Source organism: Actinotalea sp. (assembly GCF_035443605.1).
Lineage (GTDB): Bacteria > Actinomycetota > Actinomycetes > Actinomycetales > Cellulomonadaceae > Actinotalea.
The window spans coordinates 1-22166 of sequence record NZ_DAORSQ010000004.1; the positions used below are offsets into that span (position 1 = coordinate 1).

General features: G+C 75.3%; 20 protein-coding genes and 1 pseudogene. 9 read left to right on the forward strand and 12 right to left on the reverse strand.

Going from position 1 to position 22166, the window contains the following annotated elements; genetic code table 11:
- A pseudogene (locus PKY62_RS00955) lies at positions 1–1462 on the reverse strand (ribonuclease E/G); the annotation flags it as partial.
- Positions 1463–1871: 409 nt separating this feature from the next.
- Here PKY62_RS00955 and PKY62_RS00960 point away from each other — a divergent pair.
- The 5 genes from PKY62_RS00960 to PKY62_RS00980 are packed head-to-tail and all read left to right on the forward strand — an operon-like array spanning position 1872 to position 9569.
- A complete protein-coding gene (locus PKY62_RS00960) occupies positions 1872–3332 on the forward strand; it encodes a cytochrome ubiquinol oxidase subunit I (protein ID WP_324533936.1) in 1461 nt (486 codons plus the stop codon).
- Positions 3333–3347: 15 nt separating this feature from the next.
- On the forward strand, positions 3348–4367 hold the full coding sequence (cydB, locus tag PKY62_RS00965) for a cytochrome d ubiquinol oxidase subunit II (RefSeq protein ID WP_324533938.1): 1020 nt from the start codon (positions 3348–3350) through the stop codon (positions 4365–4367).
- Complete coding sequence (cydD, locus tag PKY62_RS00970) at positions 4364–6073, forward strand: thiol reductant ABC exporter subunit CydD (RefSeq protein WP_324533940.1); 1710 nt, start codon at positions 4364–4366, stop codon at positions 6071–6073. Before cydB ends, cydD begins: the two co-directional genes overlap by 4 nt.
- Positions 6070–7881, forward strand: coding sequence for a thiol reductant ABC exporter subunit CydC (cydC, locus tag PKY62_RS00975; RefSeq protein ID WP_324533942.1), 1812 nt, complete (start codon positions 6070–6072; stop codon positions 7879–7881). The genes cydD and cydC overlap by 4 nt, the downstream gene beginning before the upstream one ends.
- Complete coding sequence (locus PKY62_RS00980; RefSeq protein WP_324533944.1) at positions 7878–9569, forward strand: sensor histidine kinase; 1692 nt, start codon at positions 7878–7880, stop codon at positions 9567–9569. The genes cydC and PKY62_RS00980 overlap by 4 nt, the downstream gene beginning before the upstream one ends.
- 2 nt (positions 9570–9571) lie before the next feature.
- Here the strand turns inward: PKY62_RS00980 and PKY62_RS00985 are convergent, their stop codons facing one another.
- The 10 genes from PKY62_RS00985 to PKY62_RS01030 form a co-directional block, all read right to left on the reverse strand.
- Positions 9572–10198, reverse strand: coding sequence for a response regulator (locus PKY62_RS00985; RefSeq protein WP_324534028.1), 627 nt, complete (start codon positions 10196–10198; stop codon positions 9572–9574).
- Positions 10199–10259: 61 nt separating this feature from the next.
- Positions 10260–11270, reverse strand: a complete 1011-nt coding sequence (gene mutM, locus PKY62_RS00990; protein WP_324533946.1) for a bifunctional DNA-formamidopyrimidine glycosylase/DNA-(apurinic or apyrimidinic site) lyase — start codon at positions 11268–11270, stop codon at positions 10260–10262.
- Between the two features lie 10 nt (positions 11271–11280).
- On the reverse strand, positions 11281–11988 hold the full coding sequence (rnc, locus tag PKY62_RS00995; RefSeq protein ID WP_324533948.1) for a ribonuclease III: 708 nt from the start codon (positions 11986–11988) through the stop codon (positions 11281–11283).
- Positions 11989–12013: 25 nt separating this feature from the next.
- The gene (rpmF, locus tag PKY62_RS01000) at positions 12014–12211 is read right to left on the reverse strand and encodes a 50S ribosomal protein L32 (RefSeq protein ID WP_324533950.1); all 198 of its coding nucleotides are present in this window, start codon (positions 12209–12211) and stop codon (positions 12014–12016) included.
- A gap of 2 nt (positions 12212–12213) precedes the next feature.
- Positions 12214–12798, reverse strand: coding sequence for a YceD family protein (locus tag PKY62_RS01005; RefSeq protein ID WP_324533952.1), 585 nt, complete (start codon positions 12796–12798; stop codon positions 12214–12216).
- A gap of 123 nt (positions 12799–12921) precedes the next feature.
- Positions 12922–13422, reverse strand: coding sequence for a hypothetical protein (locus PKY62_RS01010; protein ID WP_324533955.1), 501 nt, complete (start codon positions 13420–13422; stop codon positions 12922–12924).
- Position 13423: 1 nt separating this feature from the next.
- On the reverse strand, positions 13424–13915 hold the full coding sequence (gene coaD, locus PKY62_RS01015) for a pantetheine-phosphate adenylyltransferase (RefSeq protein WP_324533957.1): 492 nt from the start codon (positions 13913–13915) through the stop codon (positions 13424–13426).
- Positions 13916–13924: 9 nt separating this feature from the next.
- Entirely contained in the window at positions 13925–14494 is a 570-nt protein-coding gene (rsmD, locus tag PKY62_RS01020; protein ID WP_324533959.1) for a 16S rRNA (guanine(966)-N(2))-methyltransferase RsmD, read from the reverse strand.
- Between the two features lie 15 nt (positions 14495–14509).
- A complete protein-coding gene (locus PKY62_RS01025) occupies positions 14510–16765 on the reverse strand; it encodes an ATP-dependent DNA helicase RecG (protein ID WP_324533961.1) in 2256 nt (751 codons plus the stop codon).
- The gene (locus PKY62_RS01030; RefSeq protein WP_324533963.1) at positions 16762–18399 is read right to left on the reverse strand and encodes a DAK2 domain-containing protein; all 1638 of its coding nucleotides are present in this window, start codon (positions 18397–18399) and stop codon (positions 16762–16764) included. The genes PKY62_RS01025 and PKY62_RS01030 overlap by 4 nt, the downstream gene beginning before the upstream one ends.
- A gap of 200 nt (positions 18400–18599) precedes the next feature.
- Between PKY62_RS01030 and rpmB the strand changes: the two genes are divergently transcribed.
- Positions 18600–18791, forward strand: a complete 192-nt coding sequence (gene rpmB / locus PKY62_RS01035; RefSeq protein WP_324533965.1) for a 50S ribosomal protein L28 — start codon at positions 18600–18602, stop codon at positions 18789–18791.
- Between the two features lie 156 nt (positions 18792–18947).
- Positions 18948–19472 carry a GNAT family N-acetyltransferase gene (locus PKY62_RS01040; RefSeq protein WP_324533967.1) on the forward strand — a complete coding sequence of 175 codons (525 nt, stop codon included), beginning with the start codon at positions 18948–18950 and terminating at the stop codon, positions 19470–19472.
- Between the two features lie 13 nt (positions 19473–19485).
- Here PKY62_RS01040 and PKY62_RS01045 read toward each other — a convergent pair whose 3' ends face one another.
- A complete protein-coding gene (locus PKY62_RS01045) occupies positions 19486–20484 on the reverse strand; it encodes a thiamine-phosphate kinase (RefSeq protein WP_324533969.1) in 999 nt (332 codons plus the stop codon).
- An 81-nt stretch (positions 20485–20565) separates the two neighbouring features.
- On the opposite strand from PKY62_RS01045, the gene PKY62_RS01050 reads away from it, so the two are divergent.
- Together PKY62_RS01050 and PKY62_RS01055 are read left to right on the forward strand one after the other, a co-directional pair.
- Positions 20566–21084 carry a DUF3515 family protein gene (locus PKY62_RS01050; RefSeq protein ID WP_324533971.1) on the forward strand — a complete coding sequence of 173 codons (519 nt, stop codon included), beginning with the start codon at positions 20566–20568 and terminating at the stop codon, positions 21082–21084.
- A 96-nt stretch (positions 21085–21180) separates the two neighbouring features.
- Complete coding sequence (locus PKY62_RS01055) at positions 21181–22140, forward strand: D-alanine--D-alanine ligase family protein (RefSeq protein ID WP_324533973.1); 960 nt, start codon at positions 21181–21183, stop codon at positions 22138–22140.
- Positions 22141–22166 lie beyond the last annotated feature (26 nt).

The window sequence follows — 22166 nt, forward strand, 5'->3', positions numbered from 1 at the left end:
CCGCGTCCCAGTTGACCTCGCCGGCGTAGAGCACCGCGTTGCGGCCCTTGCCGATGTCGACGAACGCGGCCTCCATGCTCGGCAGCACGTTCTGCACGCGGCCGAGGTAGACGTTGCCCGCGGTGGAGGACTGCGCGTTCTGCGCGGAGCGCGAGACGAAGTGCTCCACGAGCACACCGTCCTCGAGGACCGCGATCTGCACGCGGCCCGCGGCCTCCCGCACGATCATCGTGCGGGCCACGGCCTCGCGCCGGGCGAGGAACTCGGACTCGGTGATGATCGACCGACGGCGCCCCTGGTCGCGCCCGTCCCGGCGCCGCTGACGCTTCGCCTCGAGCCGCGTCGAGCCCTTGAGCGCGGTCACCTCGTCCGAGCCGGTGCGGCCCGAGCGCGAGCGCGTGCGGGTGGAGGTCGTCTGGGCCACGGCGGACTCGTCCGTCGCGCCCTCGGGGCGAGCACCCCGGCGGCGGCGGCGACGACGACGGCTGGACGCCGAGCCCTCGCCGGCATCGGACTCCTCGCCGTCCTCGGTGTCGTCCACCTCGCCCGAGTCCTCGGGCTCGCCCTGCTCGGCGGCGGGCTCGTCGCCCTCGTCGCCTGCGGCGCGCTCACCGGAGCTGCGGCTGCGGCGCCCGCGGCCGCCACGACGCCGACGACGACGCGCGGCACCGGCCTCGTCCGCCTGCTCCCCGCCGTCCTCGTCCAGCTCGTCGGGCTCGTCGTCCGCCGCGGCGTCGACCAGCGCCTCGTCCTCGTCCTGTGCCGCGACGTCCTCGCCGACCGGGACCGTGACCTCGACGTCCTCGTCCTCGGGGCGCGGGGGGCCGGCCGGGGCCATCGCGCGGCGGCGCTTGGGGCGGCTCGTCGGGTCCGGCGCCTGGAACAGCAGCGCCGTGGTCGACATCGTCGCCACCTCGGCCACGACCGGCTCGCGCGGCGCACCGAGCTCGGCGATGACGTCGAGGGCCGGTGCGGCCTCCTCGGCCGACGCCGCGACGGACCGGGACCGCGACCGCGAGCGCGTGGCCCGCTTCGGTGCGGCGTCGGCCAGCTCGATCTCCTCGACCTGCGCGACCGTCTCGGCCGCGGCGTCTGCCTCGACGGCGGCGGGCGCGGCGTCCGTCGCGCGGCCGCGGCGACGACGGGCGGGGGCAGCGGGCGCCTCGGTCCCTGCGGGCTCGCCGGGGGCGGCGGGCTCGGCGGGGGCGACGACCGGGGCAGCCTCGGCGGCCGGGGCCGCGGCCGCTGAGGTGGCGCGCCGTGACCGTGAGCGCGTGGCCTTGGCCGGCGCGGCGTCGGGTGCCGCCTCGACGACGGGTGCGCCCACCGCGGCGGGCGCGACCGTCACGGCCGTGACCTCCACGCTGCCGGCCGCCCCGGAGGGCGAGGTGGCCCGCCGGCTCCGGCGCACGCGGGGGGCTGCGGCAGTGGTGTCGTCCGGTGTCGTGTTCTCGTCGGTCACGAGGTGCTCCAAGCCCGGTGGCTGTCCACACTCGCCGGCCCTCGGGCGGTTCGGTCGTCGCGGGCGCCTGGCGCTCCGCGACGGAAGTCGTCGGTGTCGTCGTGCTGGCCGGGTGGGCGTCACCGGCGCCTGCCTTGTCACGGTATGACGGCGGCGCGCGGCGGGTCGCGGACCCGGAGCAGAAACATGGCGGCGAGCGGGTCGGTGTGGCGACCTGCCCAGCCGTGGCCAGTATCGCACAGCGACCGCGGCGCGCCTCCTTCCGGCGCACCGGCCGGACACGAGAGGATGTGACGCACCGTCAGGAAAAGGGGACCAAGGTCCCGGGTGCAGCGAACGTCTCGTTCCTACGTTCAGGGATGACGCACCTCGTCGTCGCCCGCTGTCCTGTGCCCTCAGAGGAGAGACCGTGGAAGCACTTGACCTGGCCCGATGGCAGTTCGGGATCATCACGGTCTATCACTTCATCTTCGTGCCCCTGACGATCGGCCTGTCGCCGCTCGTCGCCGTCATGCAGACCCTCTGGTACAAGACCGGCAACGAACGCTGGCTCAGGCTGACCAAGTTCTTCGGCAAGCTGCTGCTCATCAACTTCGCCATCGGCGTCGCGACCGGCATCGTGCAGGAGTTCCAGTTCGGCATGAACTGGAGCGAGTACTCCCGGTTCGTCGGCGACATCTTCGGCGCCCCGCTCGCGATGGAGGCCCTCGCGGCCTTCTTCATCGAGTCGACCTTCCTCGGCCTGTGGATCTTCGGCTGGGACAAGCTCCCGAAGAAGCTCCACCTCGCGATGATCTGGCTGGTCGCCTTCGGCACCAACCTGTCGGCGTTCTTCATCCTCGCCGCCAACTCGTGGATGCAGCACCCGGTCGGCGCGATCTTCAACGCCGAGACGGGCCGAGCGGAGATGGTCGACATCGGCGCCGTGCTCTCGAACCCGACACTCATGACGACGTTCCCGCACGTCATCACGTCGGCCCTGCTGACCGCCGGCACGTTCATCGTCGGCATCTCGGCCTGGTGGATGGTCAAGGACGTCCGTGCGGGCCGCAAGGACCGTGCGATCGACGTCTACCGTCCAGCGATGGTGCTCGGCCTCATCGTCACGCTCGCCGCCGGCGTCGGTGTCGCGATCAGCGGCGACCTGCAGGCCAAGATGATGTTCGAGCAGCAGCCCATGAAGATGGCCGCTGCCGAGGCCCTGTGCGAGAGCGCAGACGGCGCCTCGTTCTCCATCCTCGCCATCGGCGACCTGTCGGACAGCTGCGAGGGCGTCTCCCACGTCATCGAGATCCCGGGCCTGACCTCATGGATGGCCACCGGGGACTGGAACGCCCCGATCACGGGCGTCGAGGACCTGCAGGCCCAGTTCACCGAGAAGTTCGGCGAGGGCCAGAACTACGTCCCGCCGCTGGCCGTCACGTACTGGAGCTTCCGGCTGATGATCGGCATGGGCGTCGGCTCCGCAGCCCTGGCGGCCGCCGCCCTGTGGTTGACCCGCAAGGGGCAGGTCGTCGACAAGCGGTGGTTCTCGACGCTGGCGCTCATCGCCATCCCCACGCCCTTCCTCGGCGCGGCGTTCGGCTGGATCTTCACCGAGATCGGTCGGCAGCCGTGGGCCGTCGTGCCCAACCCGACGGGCGTCGACCAGGTGTGGATGCTCACCTCGCAGGGTGTCTCCACGGTGGTCGGCCCCTGGTCGGTGATCCTCTCGATGACCTCCTTCACCGTGCTCTACGCCGTCCTGGCGGTGTTCTGGTACAAGCTCATGACGCGCTACGCCGCAGAGGGCGTCGCCGACTCCGAGCCCGATGTGAGCCCCGACAACACGGACGCGAGCGGCGACCGCCCGCTGTCCTTCGCCTACTGAGAGAGCGGGAGAGACATGGAATTGTCGACCGTCTGGTTCCTGCTCATCGCGGTCCTGTGGACCGGCTACCTCGTGCTCGAGGGCTTCGACTTCGGCGTCGGCATGCTGCTGCCCGTCCTGGGCCGCAAGGACGCCGATCGTCGGGTCATGATCAACACCATCGCGCCCGTCTGGGACGGCAACGAGGTGTGGCTGCTCACGGCGGGTGGCGCCACGTTCGCCGCGTTCCCCGAGTGGTACGCCACGATGTTCTCCGGCTTCTACATCGCGCTGCTGCTCATCCTGCTCGCGCTCATCGTGCGCGTGGTGGCGTTCGAGTGGCGAGGCAAGTTCAACGACGACACGTGGCGCGGCTGGGCCGACCGAGCGATCATCTTCGGCTCCTGGATCCCCGGCATCCTGTGGGGCGTGGCCTTCGGCAACCTGGTGCGCGGGGTCCACCTCGACGCCGACCACCAGTACGCCGGCACGTTCTTCGACCTGCTCAACCCGTTCGCCCTGCTCGGCGGTGCGACCACCGCGCTGATCTTCCTCACGCACGGCGCGATCTACCTGTCGCTCAAGACCGACGGCGACATCCGGGCGCGTGCGCGTGCCCTGTCCGTGAAGCTCTCGATCGCGACCGTCGTGGTGGCGGGTGCGTTCGCCGTGTGGACGCAGGTCGCCTACTCGGTGCCGTGGACCTGGGCCGCGACCCTCGTCGCGGCGCTCGCCCTGGTGGCCGTCGTGCTGCTCACCCGGATGGGCCGCGAGGGCTGGGCGTTCACCGCCTCGGCCGTCGCGATCGTCGCCGCCGTGGTGCTGATCTTCGGTTCCCTGTACCCGGACGTCATGCCGGCGATCGACCCGGCCAACTCGCTGACGGTCACCAACGCGTCGTCCACGGACTACACGCTGACGATCATGACGTGGGTGGCTGTCATCCTCACCCCGGTCGTGCTTGCCTACCAGGCATGGACGTACTGGGTGTTCCGCAAGCGCCTGACCGTCGAGCACATCCCGGCGCACGGCGGCCTGCCCCTCGCGAAGGTGTGAGGCCGCTCGACCCACGGCTGCTTCGACGCGCGCGGTCAGCGCGCCGGTACGTCCTGCTCACCGCGGGGCTCGGCGCGCTGACCGCTGCTCTCGTGGTGGCCCAGGCGCTCCTGCTCGCGGCCGCGGTGGCACCGGTGATCACGCGCACCGCGGACTGGCCCGACGTCGCCGGGACGGTCGGCTGGCTCGCCCTCGTCGTCGTCGCGCGCGCCCTGGTCACCGGGCTGCAGGAGCGCTGGGCGCACCGCTCGGCGGTCCGCGCCGTCGCGGAGCTGCGCGAGCAGGTCGTCGCCCACGCCGCGGCGCTGGGCCCGCGGTGGCTCGCCTCCCACCCGGGCGTCGCCACGCTGGCCACCCGGGGGCTGGACTCGCTCGAGCCGTACTTCGTGCGGTACCTGCCGCAGCTGCTGCTGGCCGCGACCGTGACGCCCGGCGCCCTGGCCGTCGTGCTGGGTCACGACTGGATCGCCGCGCTGACGATCATCGTCACGCTCCCCCTCGTGCCCGTGTTCATGGTGCTCATCGGACGGCTGACCCAGGGGTACGCCGACGAGCGCCTGGTCGTCATGCAGCGGCTGGGCCACCAGGTGCTCGACCTGCTCGCCGGCCTGCCCACGCTGCGCGCGCTCGGCCGCGAGCGGGGCCCGGCCGCCCGGGTGCGCGAGCTCGGCGACGCCCACCGCCGGGCCACGATGGGCACGCTGCGCGTGGCCTTCCTGTCCGGGATGGTGCTCGAGCTGCTCACCACGCTCTCGGTCGCCCTCGTGGCCGTCGGCGTCGGCTTCCGGCTCGTCTACGGGGAGCTCGACCTGCAGACCGGCCTCGCGGTGCTCGTCCTGGCCCCCGAGGTGTACCTGCCGCTGCGCCAGGTGGGCGCACACTTCCACGCGTCGGCCGACGGCGTCGCGGCGGCCGACGGCGCGTTCGCCGTGCTGGAGGTCCCCCTGCCGGCGCGCGGCACCGCCACGGCGCCCGACCTGGCCACCGCGACGCTCCGGCTCGACGGGGTGTCGGTCGAGGCCCCGGACCGCGCGACGCTCGCGCCCGCGTGGCTCGACCTGGTGCTGCGACCCGGCCAGGTGCTCGCGCTGGCCGGGGCCAACGGCGCCGGCAAGTCCACGGCCGTCGCCGTGCTGCTCGGCCTGCTGGAGCCGGACCGCGGGCGCGTGCTCGTCGAGCCCGTCGACAGCCCGCCCGTCGACCTCGCGACGGTCGACCCGCGCACCTGGTGGGACCAGATCGCCTGGGTGCCGCAGCGGCCCGTCCTCGAGCCCGGCACGGTGCGCGAGGCCGTGGCCAGGGGCCGCGACGTCGCCCCTGCCGACCTGGACCGCGCGGCCCGCCTCACCGGGCTCGATGCGGTGCTCGCCACGCTCCCGGCCGGCTGGGACACGACCGTCGGCCAGGGTGGCGTCGGGCTGAGCCTCGGCCAGCGCCAGCGGGTCGCCCTGACCCGTGCGCTCGTCGACCCGGCCCGGCTCGTGGTGCTCGACGAGCCCACCGCGCACCTCGACGCCGACGGCGAGGCCGTGGTGCTCGCGACCGTCGAGCGCCTGCGCGCGGCGGGGCGCACCGTCCTGCTCGTGGCGCACCGGCCCACGCTGCTGCGCTGCGCCGACGTCGTGGTCACGGCGGCGAGCGCGCCGCTCGTGGTCTCGGCCGAGGCTGCCGCGCCGGCCGAACCCGCCGGTGAGGCGGTCCGATGAGCCGTCTGGAGCGCTGGCGCGCCGACCCGCTGTGGCGCGCGGTCGCCCTGCTCGAGGTGGACCGGCGCCGCTTCGCGCTCGCCGTCCTGGCCGGGGCCGGTGGCCTCGGCAGCGCCGTCGGCCTCGCGGCGGTCTCCGCGTGGCTCATCGCCCGCGCCTCGCAGATGCCGCCCGTGATGTACCTCAACGTGGCCGCCGTCTCGGTGCGCACGCTCGGCATCTCGCGCGGGCTGCTGCGCTACGTCGAGCGGATCGTCTCGCACGAGGTCGCGCTGCGGGGGATGGCGACGCTGCGGGTGCGGATGTACGAGCGGCTCGCCGCCGGCTCCCCCGCCGCGGTGGTCCGGCTGCGTCGCGGCGACCTGCTGGCCCGGGTGGGCGCGGACGTCGACGCGGTCGGGGACGCCGTGGTGCGCGGCCTGCTGCCCGTCGCCGTCGCCGCCGTGCTCGGCGTCGGCAGCGTGGTGCTCGTCGGGGTGTTCCTGCCGTCCGCCGGGGCCGCCCTCGCCGCGGGCCTGCTCGTGGCAGGGGTGGTCGCCCCCTGGTGGTCGGTGCGCGCCACCCGCACCGTGGAGGAGCGCTCCGCCGCGGCCCGCGCCGAGATGGCCGCGGTGACGATGACCCTGCTCGACGGCGCCGGTGAGCTGGCCGTCGCTGGCCGGGTCCCGGAGACCTTGCGCGGCCTGCGGGACACCGACGCACGCCTCGCCGACGCGGCAGACGCCGGTGCGCGGCCGGCCGCCGTGGCCGCGGCGCTCGGCCCGCTGGCGATGGGTGGCGCGATGCTCGCCTCGATCGTGCTCGGCGTGCCCGCCACCACGGCGGGCCTGCTCGCCCCCGTGGAGCTCGCGGTCATCGTGCTGACGCCGCTCGCCGCGTTCGAGGCCACGTCGCTGCTGCCCGGCGCCATGGTCGCCCTGCTGCGCTCGCGCCAGGCCGCCCGGCGCGTCATGGAGCTGCTCGACGGCGCGGCGGACCCCGGGGCTGCTGGGGCGCCGCACGAGGCCGCCGAGGCCGTGGCAGCGAGCGCACCGGACCCCGACGCCGCCGCTGCACCGCCGCTGCTGGAGGCGCGCGGGCTGGCCTGCGGCTGGCCCGACGGCCCGGCACTGCTGCGCGACCTCGACCTGGGCCTGGCGCCCGGCCGCACGGTCGCCGTCGTCGGCCCCAGCGGGCTGGGCAAGACGACGCTGCTGCTCACGCTGGCGGGGCTGCTGCCGCCCGTGCGCGGCCAGGTCCTCACGAGCGGCCGGCCGATCCACGCGATGCCCCGGGCCGAGGCCGCGGCGAACGTCGCGATGACGGCAGAGGACGCGCACGTCTTCGACACCACGGTGCTGGAGAACCTGCGCGTGGCCCGCGGGGACGTCGACGGGGCCGCGGCGACCGACGCACTGGACGCCGTCGGGCTCGGGAGCTGGCTCGCCGGCCTGCCCGACGGCCTGGACACCGCGCTGGGCAGCGACGCGGCGCGCGTCTCGGGCGGCGAGCGCCGCCGGCTGCTCGTGGCCAGGACCCTGCTCTCGGCCGCCCCCGTGCTGCTGCTCGACGAGCCCACCGAGCACCTCGACGCCGCCGGGGCGCGCACGCTCCTCACCGGGCTGCTGGACGGCACCCTCGCGCCCGGCCGCGCCGTCGTCGTCGTCACGCACCGCCTCGACGGCGTCGAGGCCGCCGACGAGGTGATCCTGCTCGACGGGACGGGTACCGTGCGGGCACGGGGACGGCACGGCGAGCTCATGGCCGGCCCCGGAGCCGCAGCCGCGTACCGCGAGGCGTGGCAGGCCCAGCAGGAGGAGTCCGCATGAGGCACGACCACCACGACGGCTCCCTGGCCGCCGCGGACCTGCTCCAGGCCGCCCTTGGCCTGGCCTCCGACCTCGACCTGCCCACCGTGCTGCACCGGTTCGTCGCGGCCAGCGCCGATCTCACCGGGGCGCGGTTCGGCGCCATCAACGTGCTGGACGCGCGCGGGCGTTCGACGACCTTCGTGCACACCGGGATGGACGACCAGCGCGCCGCGATGCTGGGCCGGCCGCCGCACGCCATCGGCGTGCTCGGCTCGATCCCGCCGCACGGCACGCTGCGGCTGGACGACCTCATGCACCACCCCAGCTACAAGGGCTTCCCGGCGAACCACCCCCCGATGGGCTCGTTCCTCGGCACCGCGGTGCGCGTGCGGGACCGCGTGTTCGGCTACCTGTACCTCTCGGAGAAGCCCGGCGGCTTCACCGACGCCGACGACGAGGTGGTCATCACCCTGGCCGCCGCCGCGGCCGTCGCGATCCAGAACGCCCAGATGTACGCCGAGTCCGAGCGCCGCGAGCACTGGCTGCGCGCCGGCCAGCAGATCACCACGATGCTGCTGTCCGGGGCCGAGGAGGAGGACGTGCTGGCCCAGATCGCGGCGTCCTCGCGCGAGGTCGCGGGCGCGGACACGGCGGCCCTGGTGCTGCCGGGCGTCGGCGACACGTGGGTGATGGAGATCGTCGACGGCGTCGGCGCCGCGGAGCTCATGGGCACCGTCATGCCGCCGGACGGCCGCTCCCAGACAGTGCTGCGGGACGGCAACGGCCTCGTGGTCGACTCGCTGTCGCGGGCCAGGGCCATGCGGGTGGACGCCATGCGCCAGTTCGGCCCCGCGCTGTACGCCCCCATGCAGGCCGACGGCCGGGGGGTCGGTGTGCTCGTCCTGCTGCGCCGGGTCGGCTCGGCGCCCTTCGGCCCCAGCGACCTGGCGACCGCCGAGACGTACGCGGCGCAGGCCGCCCTCGCGCTGGTGCTCGCCGAGGCGCGCCACGCCCAGGACGTCGCGGCGCTCCTCGACGAGCGCGAGCGGATCGCCCGCGACCTGCACGACCTCGCCATCCAGCAGCTCTTCGCCACCGGCATGCAGCTCGAGACGGTCCGCCGCCGGGCCGCGCGCGGCGTGGACCCGTCGGAGCTCACGGGGATCATCGAGGACGCGCTCGACAACGTCGACTCCACGGTCCGCCAGATCCGCTCCATCGTGCACGCGCTGCGCGACCCGGACGCCAGCGCGCCGCTGGCCGAGCGGATGCGCCGGGAGGCGTCCCTCGCGCGCACCGGGCTGGGCTTCGCCCCCTCGCTGGTCGTCACGGTGGACAAGCGCGTCCTGGACAGCGCCGAGGCACACCCGGGCGACGCGGGCGCGCTGGACGACCGCGTCGGCGAGGACCTCGCCGACGACCTCGTCGCGGTGATCCGCGAGGGGCTGGCCAACGCCGCACGGCACGCGCGCGCGACGGCGGTGACCGTGCGGGTGGAGCTCGCGGGCGAGTCGCCCGAGGGCACCGTCACGGTCGAGGTGGAGGACGACGGCGCGGGCCTGCCGGCCGACCGGGACCGCCGCTCCGGCACGGACAACCTCGCCGCCAGGGCGCGGCGGCACGGCGGCACGTTCACGCTGGGGGCGACCGCCGAGGGTCGCGGCACGCTGCTGACGTGGCAGGTCCCCCTGCGCACGCAGCGCTGAGGTCAGTCGCCGGGCTCGCTGCGCCAGGAGCTGTGCTTGTGCCCTGCCACCCAGGCGGCGACCTGGGTGCGGCGCTGCAGACCCATCTTCGACAGCAGCGACGTGATGTGGTTCTTGACGGTCTTCTCCGCGACGCCCAGGCGCTCGGCGATCTCCCGGTTGGACATGCCGTCCCCGATGAGGTCGAGCACCTTGCGCTCGGACGGCGTGAGGTCGGCCGTCGGGTCGTCGTGGTCGGCGCGGCGACGGGTCACCGTGCGCTCGTCGAGCAGGGTGCGGCCCGCCGCGACCGAGCGGATGACGTCGGCGATCTCGGCCCCGCGCACGCTCTTGAGGACGTAGGCGGCCGCACCGGCCGCGAGGGCCGCCGCCAGGGCGTCGTCGTCGTCGAAGGACGTCAGGACGATCGCGCGGCTCTCGGGCAGCGTGTCGCGCAGCGCCATCATGAGGTCGATCCCGGTGCCGTCCGGCAGCTGCAGGTCGACGAGCATCACCTGGGGGCGCACGAGGGTCGCGCGGCGCACTCCCTCGGCGACCGAGCCGGCCTCGGCGACGACGCCCATGCCCTCGGACCGGTCGATGACCTCCGCGATGCCTCGCCGCACGACCTCGTGGTCGTCGACGATCATCACGGCGATGTCGCTGGTGCGACCGGACGGGGGCGGGACGGTTGCTGCCACGCTGCGCATCCTAGGCAGTTCCGCGCCCGGTTGCCGCACGGCGTGCCGCACGTGGACGAGGCTGGCAGCGCGAGCAGGTGAACGAGGACCGGTTCATGAAGGCGGTCCGCACCACGGGCGTGCCGCACCGGGGACACGGGCGCCCCGCCTGGCCGTACACCGCCAGCGAGCGGTCGAAGTAGCCCGACGAGCCGTTGACGTCGACGTAGAGCGCGTCGAAGCTCGTCCCGCCCACGCGCAGGGCCTCGCGCATCACGGCCGCGGCGGCGTCGAGCACGCGCTGGGCCTCGACCGGGCGCAGCCGGTCCGTGGGGCGGGTGCCGTGCAGCCCGGCGCGCCACAGCGCCTCGTCGGCGTAGATGTTGCCGATCCCCGACACGAGGGTCTGGTCGAGCAGCGCGCGCTTGAGCTCCGTCCGCCGACGCCGCAGCGCGGCCACGAGGGCCGGGTGGTCGAGATCCGGGTCGAGCAGGTCCCGCGCGATGTGCGCCACCGCGGGCGGCAGTGCGGTCAACGGGCTGCCGAGGCCACCGGGCCGGGCGTCGGGGGTCGGCACGAGCCCCGTCACCGCGAGGTGGCCGAAGGTCCGCTGGTCGACGAAGTCCAGGACCAGCTCCCCGCCGTCGCCGTCGCGTCCGCCAGCACCCTGCCCCTGACCCTGGACCGGCCCCTGAACCTCGACCTGCCCCTCGAGGTGCAGCCGGGCGCGCAGGTGGGGGTGCCGCCCGGCGTCGGCGGCGTGGTGGACGAGCAGCTGGCCGCTCATCCCGAGGTGGGCGAGCAGCGCGCCGTCCGGCGCGTCGGCGCCCGGCGCACCGTCGAGCAGCAGCCACAGGAACTTGCCGCGACGCACGGCCGAGGTGAGGGTCCGGCCGGTGAGGCGCGCGGCGAAGTCGGCGGGGCCCGCCTCGTGCCGGCGCACGGCCGACGCGCGGAACACCTCGACGCCGGCGACCTCACGGCCCAGCACGTGCCGGGCCAGGCCGTCCCGGACGGTCTCGACCTCGGGGAGCTCCGGCACGCGGCGCGGCTCAGGCCTGCTCGACCGGGGCCGCCAGCTCGCGCAGGGCGTGGTAGGCGGTCGCGGCTGCCTCCTGCTCGGCGACCTTCTTGGCCGGTCCGGTGCCCGTTCCCCGCACCTGCCCGTCCAGCACGATCCGCGCGGTGAAGGTGCGCGCGTGGTCGGGACCGTCGCCCTCGCACCGGTACTCCGGCACGCCCAGGCCGAGCCGGGCGGCGATCTCCTGCAGTGAGGTCTTCCAGTCCAGGCCGGCGCCGAGGTCCGCGGCGACCGCCAGGGTCCCGTCGACGAGGCGCTCGACGACGCCCCGCGCCGTCTCCAGCCCGTGCGTGAGGTAGACGGCACCGAAGAGCGCCTCGAGGGTGTCGGACAGGATCGAGTCCTTGTCCCGGCCACCGGTCGACAGCTCGCCCTTGCCGAGCAGCAGGTACTGCCCGAGCCCGATCTCGCGCGCGATGGCCGCGAGGGCCCGCTGCGAGACGGTCGCCGCCCGCATCTTCGCGAGCTCCCCCTCCGACAGGCCGGGGTGGCGGCGGTACAGCGCCTCGGTGACGACCAGCCCGAGCACCGTGTCGCCGAGGAACTCCAGGCGCTCGTTGGTGGGGATGCCACCGGCCTCGTGCGCGAACGACCGGTGGGTCAGCGACAGCACGAGAAGCTCGGGGTCCAGGTGGACCCCGAGCTTCTCGACGAGGGGTGCGGAGGGCGCCGCGGTCATCGACCGGCCCGCCGGTCCACGACGGTCAGTGCGCCTGGTGCTCGGTGCGCACGGCCTCGGCGTACGTACGCCCGTTGTAGTTGCCGCAGGTGGGGCACGCCACGTGCGGCATGGTGTTGCCCTTGCACTTGCTGCAGGTGGTGAGCGCGGTGGCAGTGGTCTTCCACTGCGACCGACGCGCACGGGTGTTGCTGCGCGACATCTTGCGCTTCGGAACAGCCACGGCTAGCTCTCTTTCGTGTCGTCGAACAAGGTCTTCATCCGGTCGAGCTCAGCCCACCGGGGGTCCAGGATCTCGTGCGTGTGCTCCGCGTCGCCGAAGTCCGCCAGCTTGGCTCCGCACTCGGAGCACAGACCGGGGCACTGCGGCGAGCAGACCGGGCGGAACGGCAGTGCAGGCACCACCGTGTCGCGCAGGGCGGGCTCGATGTCGACGAGGTCTCCCTCGAGCTCACGCACGTCCTCCTCGTCGTCACCGTCCTCGATGGCGACCTTGGCCCGCTCAGGGTAGACGTACAGCTCCTGCATCTCGACGTCGATCTCGCCGACGATCTCGTCCAGGCACCGCACGCACTCCCCGACGGTCCGGCCCCGGACGGATCCGGAGACCAGGATCCCCTCCATGACGGCCTCGAGCCTCAGGTCGAGGTCGAGGTCGCTGCCGGCGGGGACACCGATCACGGCGGTACCGAGATCCTCCGGCGCACCGATCGTCCGCTGGACCCGCCGCATCGTTCCCGGTCGCCGACCGAGCTCGTGCGTGTCGAGCACGAACGGCGAACGGGGATCGAGTGTGATCGGGCGCTCCACAGCGTCAGTCCTGGGTCGAGGGGTCTCGGTCCACGCCGCGAGCGGCAGGACCAACGGGCAATGCTACGCCATGGCGAGGGTCGGGCCCAACCCGCGGGCCCACCCGCCGGCCCCTGCCGGGGATCAACCCTGCGGGTCGAGCCGACCGGCGAGCTTGGCCCGCCCGGCCTGGACCTGGCTGAGCACCTTGCCCAGGTCGATCTCGAAGTCGGCCAGGCGGCGGTCGCAGTAGTCGTCGGCGTCGCGCCGCAGCCCCGCGGCGGTCTGCTCGGCCTGCGCGACGATCTCGTCCGCCCGCACCCTGGCCGCCACGACCACCTGCTCCGTGCTGACGAGCTCCTCCGCGCGGGCTCGGGCTGCGGCGATCACCTGCTCCGCGTCGTCCTGCGCGACCGCGAGCACCTCGTCCGCGCCCGCGAGCACCTCGTCCGCCTGCGTCAGCTGGCTCGGCAGCACGGTGTGGGCCTGGTCGACCAGGTCGAGCAGCTCCGCCCGGTTGACGAGCACCGAGGAGGACATCGGCATCGAACGTGCCTGGGTGATCGCACGCTCGAGTGCCTCGAGGATGCCCGTCAGGCCCTCGACCTGCTCCTGCGTCGTGGCGTCCTGCTCGTCCGGTGCCATCTCAGTCTCCGTCCGTCGGGGGCGCCAACCGTGCGCGGACCAGGGCCGCGACGCCGGCGGGCACCAGGTCCTCGATGCGTCCGCCGTGCCGCGCCACGTCCTTGACCAGCGAGGACGCGATGTGGGACACCTCGCGGTCGGCCGGGAGGAAGAGGGTCTCGACGCCCGTGAGGTGGCGGTTCATCCACGCCATCGGCAGCTCGGCGTCGTAGTCCCCGCCGCCGCGCAGGCCCTTGAGGAGCACGGTCGCGCCCTCCTGGGCGCAGAAGTCGACGAGCAGCCCCGGCACCGCGGCGACGCGCACGTTCGGCAGGTCGGCGACGGCGGCCTCGACCAGCCCGACCCGCTCGTCGAGCGTCAGCAGGGGCGCCTTGCCGGCGTGGGTGGCGACGGCGACGACGACCTCGTCGAACAGCCGGGCCCCCCGGCGGATGACGTCGAGGTGGCCGAGCGTCACCGGGTCGAAGCTCCCGGGGCAGACGGCGATGCTCACCAGGTCACCTTAGGCCTGCGCGAACCACAGCACCGTCTCCCCGTAGCGCCGCTCGTCGGTGCGCCGCAGCGCGGGCCCCGCGCCCGGCATGTCGGGCGCGTCGGGCCACGCGGGCTCCGGGCTGCGGGTGGACCGTTCGACGACGACGACGGCGCCCGGCGCCAGGCGGGGCGCCAGCGCGGCGAGCACCGCCGCGAGCTCGGTCTCCGCGAGGTCGTACGGCGGGTCGACGAAGGCGACGTCCACGGGCTCGCCCGGCCGCGCCAGGAACGACTGCACCCGCTCGCCCGCCACGACGACGCCGGCCAGGCCGAGGGTCTCGGCGTTGCGACGGCACACGCGCGCGGCGTCCCGTGCCGACTCCACGAGCACGACGGCATGCGCGCCGCGGCTCGCGGCCTCCAGCCCCAGCGCACCCGAGCCGGCGAACAGGTCGAGGACGCGGGCGCCGTCGAGCAGGCCGGCGTGCTCGAGCCGGGAGAACAGGGCCTCGCGGACCCGGTCGCTCGTGGGTCGGGTGCCCTTGCCAGGGACCTGGAGGGTCCGCCCCCCGGCAAGGCCGGCCACGATCCGCGTCACGAGCCACACCCTAGGTCAGGCGCGCTCGAGGAAGTCCTCGTGACCCGGGTCGAGCCAGGTCTCGATCGCGTCCGCGAGCGCGGGCCAGCGCGCGAGCGTCGGGTCCTGCGCCACGAGCGCCGTGGCCTCCTCACGCGCCAACGCGATGAGATCGGCGTCGCGCACCACGCGCAGCAGCCGCAGGGAGCTCGTCGACCCCGACTGCGACGCGCCCAGCACGTCGCCCTCGCGGCGCAGCTCGAGGTCCACCGTTGCCAGCCGGAAGCCGTCCGTCGTCGCGGCAAGGGTGCTCAGCCGGGTGGCCGCGTCCGAGCCGGCCTGCGCGTCCGCGACGAGCAGGCACAGCCCCGGCGCCGTGCCGCGGCCCACGCGCCCGCGCAGCTGGTGCAGCTGGGACAGGCCGAAGCGGTCCGCGTCGAGCACCACCATGACCGTGGCCTCGGGCACGTCGACGCCCACCTCCACGACGGTCGTCGAGACCAGCACCGGCACCTCGCCCGAGGCGAACCGCGCCATGACGTCGTCCTTCTCGGCGGCGGGCAGCCGGCCGTGGAGCACGCCGATCCGCACGCCGGCGAGCGTCGGCAGCCCCGCGAGCTCCGCGGCCACCTCCTCGACGGCGCGCAGCGGCGGTCGCGGCGTGGGCTGCGGCCCGAGGTCGAGCACCGCGTCCGGCGCGACGAGGTCCGCGTCGTCCGTCCCGCGCGCGTCCACCCGGTCGTCCGGGCTGATCCGGGCACAGACGACGTAGGCGCGGTGCCCGGCGTCGACCTCCTCGCGCACCCTCGCCCAGGTGCGGGCCAGCCAGCCGGCGTTGTCCGCGGCCACGACGTGCGTGGTGGTCCCCGGCCGGCCGGCCGGCACCTCGGCCAGCGTGGAGACCTCGAGGTCCCCGAAGAGCGTCATCGCCACCGTCCGCGGGATGGGCGTTGCGGTCATGACGAGCAGGTGCGGCGTGATCCCGGCCCGGCCGCGCAGCGCGTCGCGCTGCTCGACCCCGAAGCGGTGCTGCTCGTCGACGACGACGAGCCCGAGGTCGGCGAACTGGACGTGCTCGCCCAGCAGCGCGTGCGTGCCGACGACGATCCCGGCCCTGCCGGACGCGGCGTCGAGCAGGGCGGCCCGGCGCGCCGCGGTGCCCTGCGAGCCCGTCAGCAGGGCCACACGCGTCGCGTGCTCGGCGCCACCGAGCATGCCGTCCTCGGCGAGCGGGCCGAGCAGGGCGCGCAGCGTGCGCAGGTGCTGGGCCGCGAGCACCTCCGTCGGCGCCAGCAGCGCGGCCTGCCCGCCCGAGTCGACCACCTGGAGCATGGCGCGCAGGGCGACCACCGTCTTGCCGGAGCCCACCTCGCCCTGGAGGAGCCGCTGCATGGGCCGCGAGCGCGCGAGGTCGTCCGAGACCTGCCCACCGACCTCGCGCTGACCGGCCGTGAGCACGAAGGGCAGCCGGGCGTCGAACGCCGCCAGGAGGTTGGGCTCCCCCGGCAGCGCACCGACACGGGCGGTCGCCGGCTGCCCTGCCACCTCGGCGCGCCGCCGGGCGAGGGCCGCCTGCAGCACGACGGCCTCCTCGAACCGCAGCCGGTGCCGGGCCCGCTGGTGCTCGGCCTCGGTGTACGGCTCGTGGATCTCGCGCAGCGACTCGCGCAGCGACCGCAGCCCGTGGCGCGCGAGGACCTCGGGGGGCAGCGGGTCCGGCAGGTCCTCCGCCAGCAACGGGTCCAGCACCGTGCGGACCGCGCGCTGGATCCGCCATGTCGGCACCGCGGCGCTGGCGGGGTACAGGGGGATCGGCCGGCTCGCCTCGACCATGGCGGCGGCCTCGTCGTCGACGTCGACGCCGACCACCTGGTAGTCGGGGTGGGTGAGCTGCAGCACACCGCGATAGGCACCGACCGTGCCCGTGAAGAGCCCCACCCGTCCAGGGCGCAGCTTGTCCTCGTGCAGCCGCAGCACGCCGCGGCGCTTGGCGAAGAACGTCAGCGACAGGTCGTGCGGACCGTCGCTCACGGTCGCCTGCAGGATCGCCCCGCCGCGTGAGCGCATCTCGCGGACGGTCGTCTGGACGACGCGGGCCATGACCGTCACGTGCTCGCCCGGCACGAGAGCCGACAGGTCCGTCATGGTGCCCGGCTCCGCGTAGCGACGGGGGTAGTGCCGCAGCAGGTCCCCCGTCGTGTGCAGCCCCAGCTGGGCCAGCGGCGCGGCCGTGCGCGGCCCCAGCACGGTGGCCAGCGGCTCGCGCAGGCGTCGGCGGTCGGGGTCCGTCACTCGGCCCCCAGCACGAGGCCGTCGCCCGGCAGCACCCCGTCGAGCACGACGACGTCGACCTCCGGGCGCGCCGAGGCGAGGCCGGTCACGAGCACCTGCACCGGACCGGGCGCCGTGCGGGCGCCGGTCAGGACGGTGAGCAGGCCGCTGGCGCCGGTGAGCAGGTCGAGGGCTGCCGCGAGCACGGCACCACCCTGCCCCTGGCCACCGACATCGCCGCCGTCGCCCGTCAGCGGCCCGGGGACGACGACGGACCGCACGCGGCTCACCGCGTCCCACACGAGCCCCAGCAGCACGGCATCGCCCAGCGCGGGGTCCAGGCTGGTGAACGTCGCAGCGCCCGCGACGAGCTGGGCCTCGGTCAGCCCGGCGACGACGTCCACGCCCGCCCGACCCGTCCGGGCCAGCGCACCGGCACCGTCGGGCAGCGCCGTGGGCGGGAGGTCGCCGACGGCGAGGACCAGGACGTAGCCGGCCCCCGTGTCGTCGACCGCGCGGCCGAGCTCCGGTCCCACCACGTCCCCCGGCGGCACGAGGACCACGACCGCGCCAGCGCGGGCGAGGTCCGGCACCAGGCCGACGGCCCCCGTGACCGCCACGAGCCCGAGCGCCCGCCGGTGGAGCCCGTGCACCCCGGCCTGCGTGGCCAGGTGCCGGATCCGGAACTGACCGCAGCGGGTCGTCGCCGGCGGCTGCAGCGCGAGGACGTCGAGGGGCCGGTCGGTGTGCACGTGCGCCTGCCACAGCCCCTCGCCGCCCACGACGGCGACGGACTGGCCCCACACGGACAGGGCGGCCGACAGCTCCGCGCCCACCCCGGCCTCGTGCGCGTCCCCCGCGCCGGCGCCGGTCCCCGCTGCCGTCCCACGCCCGGTGACCAGGTACATCACCTCGAACTCCCCGCCCTCGCCGCACGCGTCGGGCGTCGCAGCACCCGGGTCGCCGCCGCGCGGCACCGGCGAGCCCGCGCGACGGTCGGCACCCGCGGCGAGCACGGCGGTCGCGCGGTCGTGGGTCGCACCGCCCAGGGCGACGAGCAGCGCGTCGAGCACGAGCAGCAGGCCCAGCGCGCCGGCGTCGACCACCCCGGCGCGGTGCAGCGTCGCGAGCATCTGGGGGGTCCGCTCCAGCCCGGCGTACCCCGCGGCCAGGCCCGCCGCGATGAGCCCGGTGACGTCCACGACACCCGCGTCGGCTGCGGTGCGTGCGCCGAGGGCCACCTCGCGCCCGATGGTCAGCACGGTCCCCTCCACCGGCTGGGCGACGGCAGCGTAGGCCGCGTGTGCCGCCGCCTCGAGCGCGCCGGCCGGACCGTCGGGCCGCGCACCGCCGTGCCGCAGCAGGGCGCCGAGGTACTGGCTGACGATGACGCCCGAGTTGCCGCGGGCGCCCACGAGCGCGCCGCGGGCCAGCGCCACCCCGACGCGGGCAGCCGAAGCGTCCGCCGGCAGCGCGTCGATCGCGGCAGCCGCCTCGGCGAGCGTCAGGCTGAGGTTGGTGCCGGTGTCCGAGTCCGCGACGGGGAAGACGTTGAGCGCGTCGAGGTCGGCGCGGTGCGTCTCGAGCCGTCCCAGGGCGCCCGCGACCCAGGCGCGCAGCACGGGTGCGGTCAGGACGACGGGTCCATCCGTCACCGGCACGCCTCCGTCCCTCACCGGCGGCCCGCCGTCGGCGCCGCGCGTTTGGGGCCATGGCCCCGATCGGCTACCCTAACGAGGTTGCCCGGATACTCCTGGGCACCACGAGGCGCACACCGACCAGCATGCGGGCGGGCCCTCGACCCGGACCACGCCGCGACCGACCGCGGCTTGCACGATGATCAGGAGACCTGAACGTGGCTGCCAACTGCGACGTCTGCGGCAAGGGCCCGAGCTTCGGGCACAGCATCTCGCACTCCCACCGGCGCACCAAGCGTCGCTGGAACCCGAACATCCAGCGGGTCCGCGCCGTCGTCGCCGGCTCCCCCAAGCGGCTGCACGTGTGCACCTCCTGCCTCAAGGCCGGCAAGGTCCAGCGCGCCGCCTGAGCGACCCGGCTCCAGCACCTCCCGACGCCCGCGAGCCCCGCTCGCGGGCGTCGTGCTGTCCCCCACCGGTGTCGGCGGGGTGACGGTGCGGTGAACACCGGTCGGCGGGTGGCCGACGGGTGGCCGGACGCCGTGGCGTGTGGCACCGTGACGCCCATGGTGGATGACGTCGTCGAGGTGAGCATCCGGCCCGCGACCGTCGAGGATGCGCCGAGCATCGCCCAGGTCCACGCGGCGTCGTGGCGCGAGGCGTACGCCGGGGTGATCTCGGCGGAGTACCTCGCCGGTCTGGACGTGGACGCCAAGACCGAGCAGTGGCGTGACGTCCTCGCGCACCTCCCGCGACCCGACGCGGCGCTCTGGGTCGCCCACGGGGCCGAGCGGGTCGTCGGCTTCGCCCACCTCGCCCCGAGCCGCGACGAGGACGCCGACCGCTCGACCATGGAGATCCACGCCATCTACCTCGAGCCGCGCGCCTGGGGCCAGGGCGTGGCCCGTGAGCTCCTGCGGACCGTCCTGGCCGCGGTCCCGGCCGAGAGCACGGTGACGTTGTGGGTGCTGGCGGCCAACGAGCGGGCGCGGCACTTCTACCGCCGCAACGGGTTCGTCCCGGACGGCGTGGAGCGGCTGGAGCAGATCGGCGACGAGACCTACCGCGAGGTCCGCTACCTGCGTCGCTAGCCGGTCCGCCCGCTCAGCGTCGGAAGTGGTCCCACCCCGGCCCGACGGCCGGCGCAGCCCCGGCGACGAGCACGGCGCCCGCGGGTGCGCCGGATGCCGCGGGGTCCCCGACGGCCAGCACGCGACCCACGGCCCGGAACTCGGGCGGCAGGAGCACGTCCGCCGGGAACGTCGCGAGCAGTCCGTGGTCCTCGCCGCCGCCGAGCACCCACGGCTCGGCGGACACCCCGAGGTGCGCGGCGGCAGCCGCCAGCGCCGCCAGGTCGGCGGGGAAGGCCTCGGCGGTCGGCGCGAGGTCGAGCACCACGCCGCTCGCCCTGGCCAGGCGGCCCGCGTCGCGCAGCAGGCCGTCGGACACGTCGAGCATCGCCGTCGCCCCCGCCTCCCCCGCCGCGACGCCCGCGGCGAGCGGCGCGACAGGTCGGCGGTAGGCCCGGACCAGGTCGGCGAACCGCACCCGGTCCGCGCCGGCGTCCAGGAGGGCGAGCCCAGCGGCCGATCGGCCCCGCACCCCGGCGTGCGCGACCACGTCGCCGGCGCGCGCGCCGTCGCGGCGCACCGGGGCACGCCCGTCCAGGTCGCCCAGCACGGTGACCGCCACGACGACCTCGCCGCCGCCGGACAGGTCGCCGCCCACCACCCCGATCGACGTGCCGCACGCCCGCGCCATGCCGTCGGCGAGGTCGAGCACCCAGCCGACCGGCAGGTCGGCCGGGCACACCAGGCCGACCACGAGCGCCGTGGGCCGGGCGCCCATGGCCGCGACGTCCGCGAGGTTCTGGACGGCGGCGCGCCACCCCACGTCCTCGCCCGTTGACCACTCGCGGCGGAAGTGGTGGCCCTCGACGAGCACGTCGGTGGAGACCACCACGCGGCCGTCCGGGGCGCTGACCAGCGCGGCGTCGTCGCCGGGGCCGAGCACCGTGGCGGCGCCGGCGGGCAGCCGGGGGAACACCATGGCGAGCAGCGCGTCCTCGCCGAGGTCGGCGACGGTCAGGTCCTCGTGGCTCACGGGCGACCACGCTACCCACCCGGGCACGCTGCCGGGACACCCGGGCCACCAGGGGCGCCCGGTCCGACTAGCGTGGCGTCCGTGCCCCTCGCCCACCGCACCGCGCACAGGAGGACCGTCTCCCCGGTGCCGGTCGTGGCCGTGGCCACCGCCCTGCTCCTGGCGTCGACGGCGGGCTGCGCGACGCGCGTGAGCGTGCCGGTCGCGCCGTACGCGGCGGACCCGCTGTGCGCCGCCGTCGTGCTCGCGCTGCCGCAGGACCTCGCCGGGCTGCCGCGGCTGCGCACCACGAGCCAGGCGACGGTCGCCTGGGGCGAGGCGACCAGCGCCGTGGTGCTGCGCTGCGGCGTCGAGCCTCCGCCACCCACCACCGACCAGTGCGTCACGGCGGACGACGGCACCACGGCCGTCGACTGGGTGGCCGTTCCCGGCCCGGCGGACGCCGACGGCGCCGCGCCGTGGACGTTCACCACCTACGGCCGCAGCCCCGCCGTCGAGGTCAGGGTGCCCGCAGCGGTCACCTCGACCCGCTCGACGTCCTTCCTGCTCGAGCTCGGGCCTGCGATCGCGACGGTCGAGGCGACGCGCCGGTGCCTGTGACCCGGTCGCCCGGCGCGTGAGCCGCCCGCGTGGGCCCCTGCCGCGGCCCCGACGCTAGGATCGCGGCAGGCCGACGGCACGACGAAGGGACATGGTGTGACACACCTCGAGCGGGTCGCGGTCATCGCCGGCGGGCTGTCCAACGAGCGCGAGGTCTCCATGCGCTCGGGGCGCCGGGCCGAGTACGCGCTGGGCCAGGCGGGCCTGGACGTGGCGCTGTACGACGCGGACGAGCGCCTCCTGGACCGACTGCGCGCCGACCGGATCGACGCCGCCTACCTGGCCGTGCACGGCGCCAGCGGCGAGGACGGATCCCTGCAGACCGCGCTCGAGCTCATCTCGATGCCCTACGTCGGCTCCCCGCCCGGTGCCTGTCACCTGGCCTGGGACAAGGTCGTCGCCAAGGTCCTCATGTCGCGTGCCGGGCTGGCGACACCCGCCTGGGTGGCCGTGTCCGCACGATCCTTCCGCGAGCTGTCCCCGACGCAGCTGGTGGGCGCCATCACCGACCGGCTCGGGCTTCCCGTGGTGGTCAAGCCCGCCACGAGCGGCTCGACCCTGGGCATGAGCCTGGTCGAGCGGGCCTCCGACCTGCCGGCGGCGCTCGTGCGCTGCTTCACGTTCGGTGACGTCGCCCTGGTGGAGCGCTACGTCGCCGGCAAGACCATCGAGACCGTCGTCGTCGAGGACCCGGAGCCCGCTGCGCTGCCCCCTGCCGAGTTCGCCAACCCGGGCATCTCGCCGTTCTCGTTCGAGGCCCGGTACAGCGCCGACCTCATCTCGGTCGCTCTTCCCGCGCCGCTGCCCCCCGAGGCCCTGGCCGCCGCCGCGCGGGCCGCGGAGCTGACGCACACCGTCCTGGGCCTGCGCGACATCTCACGCACGGACGCCATCGTCGACGACGAGGGCACGCCGTGGTTCCTCGAGGCCGCGATCTCGCCCGGGCTCACCGAGACGTCCGTGCTGCCGATGGCCGCGGCGGAGGTCGGGCGCCCGCTCGGCCAGCTGCTGGCCGACCTGCTGGTCCGGGCGCACGCGCGCGCGCAGGGTGCCTGAAGCCACCTGAGCGAGCCGCGCGCGGC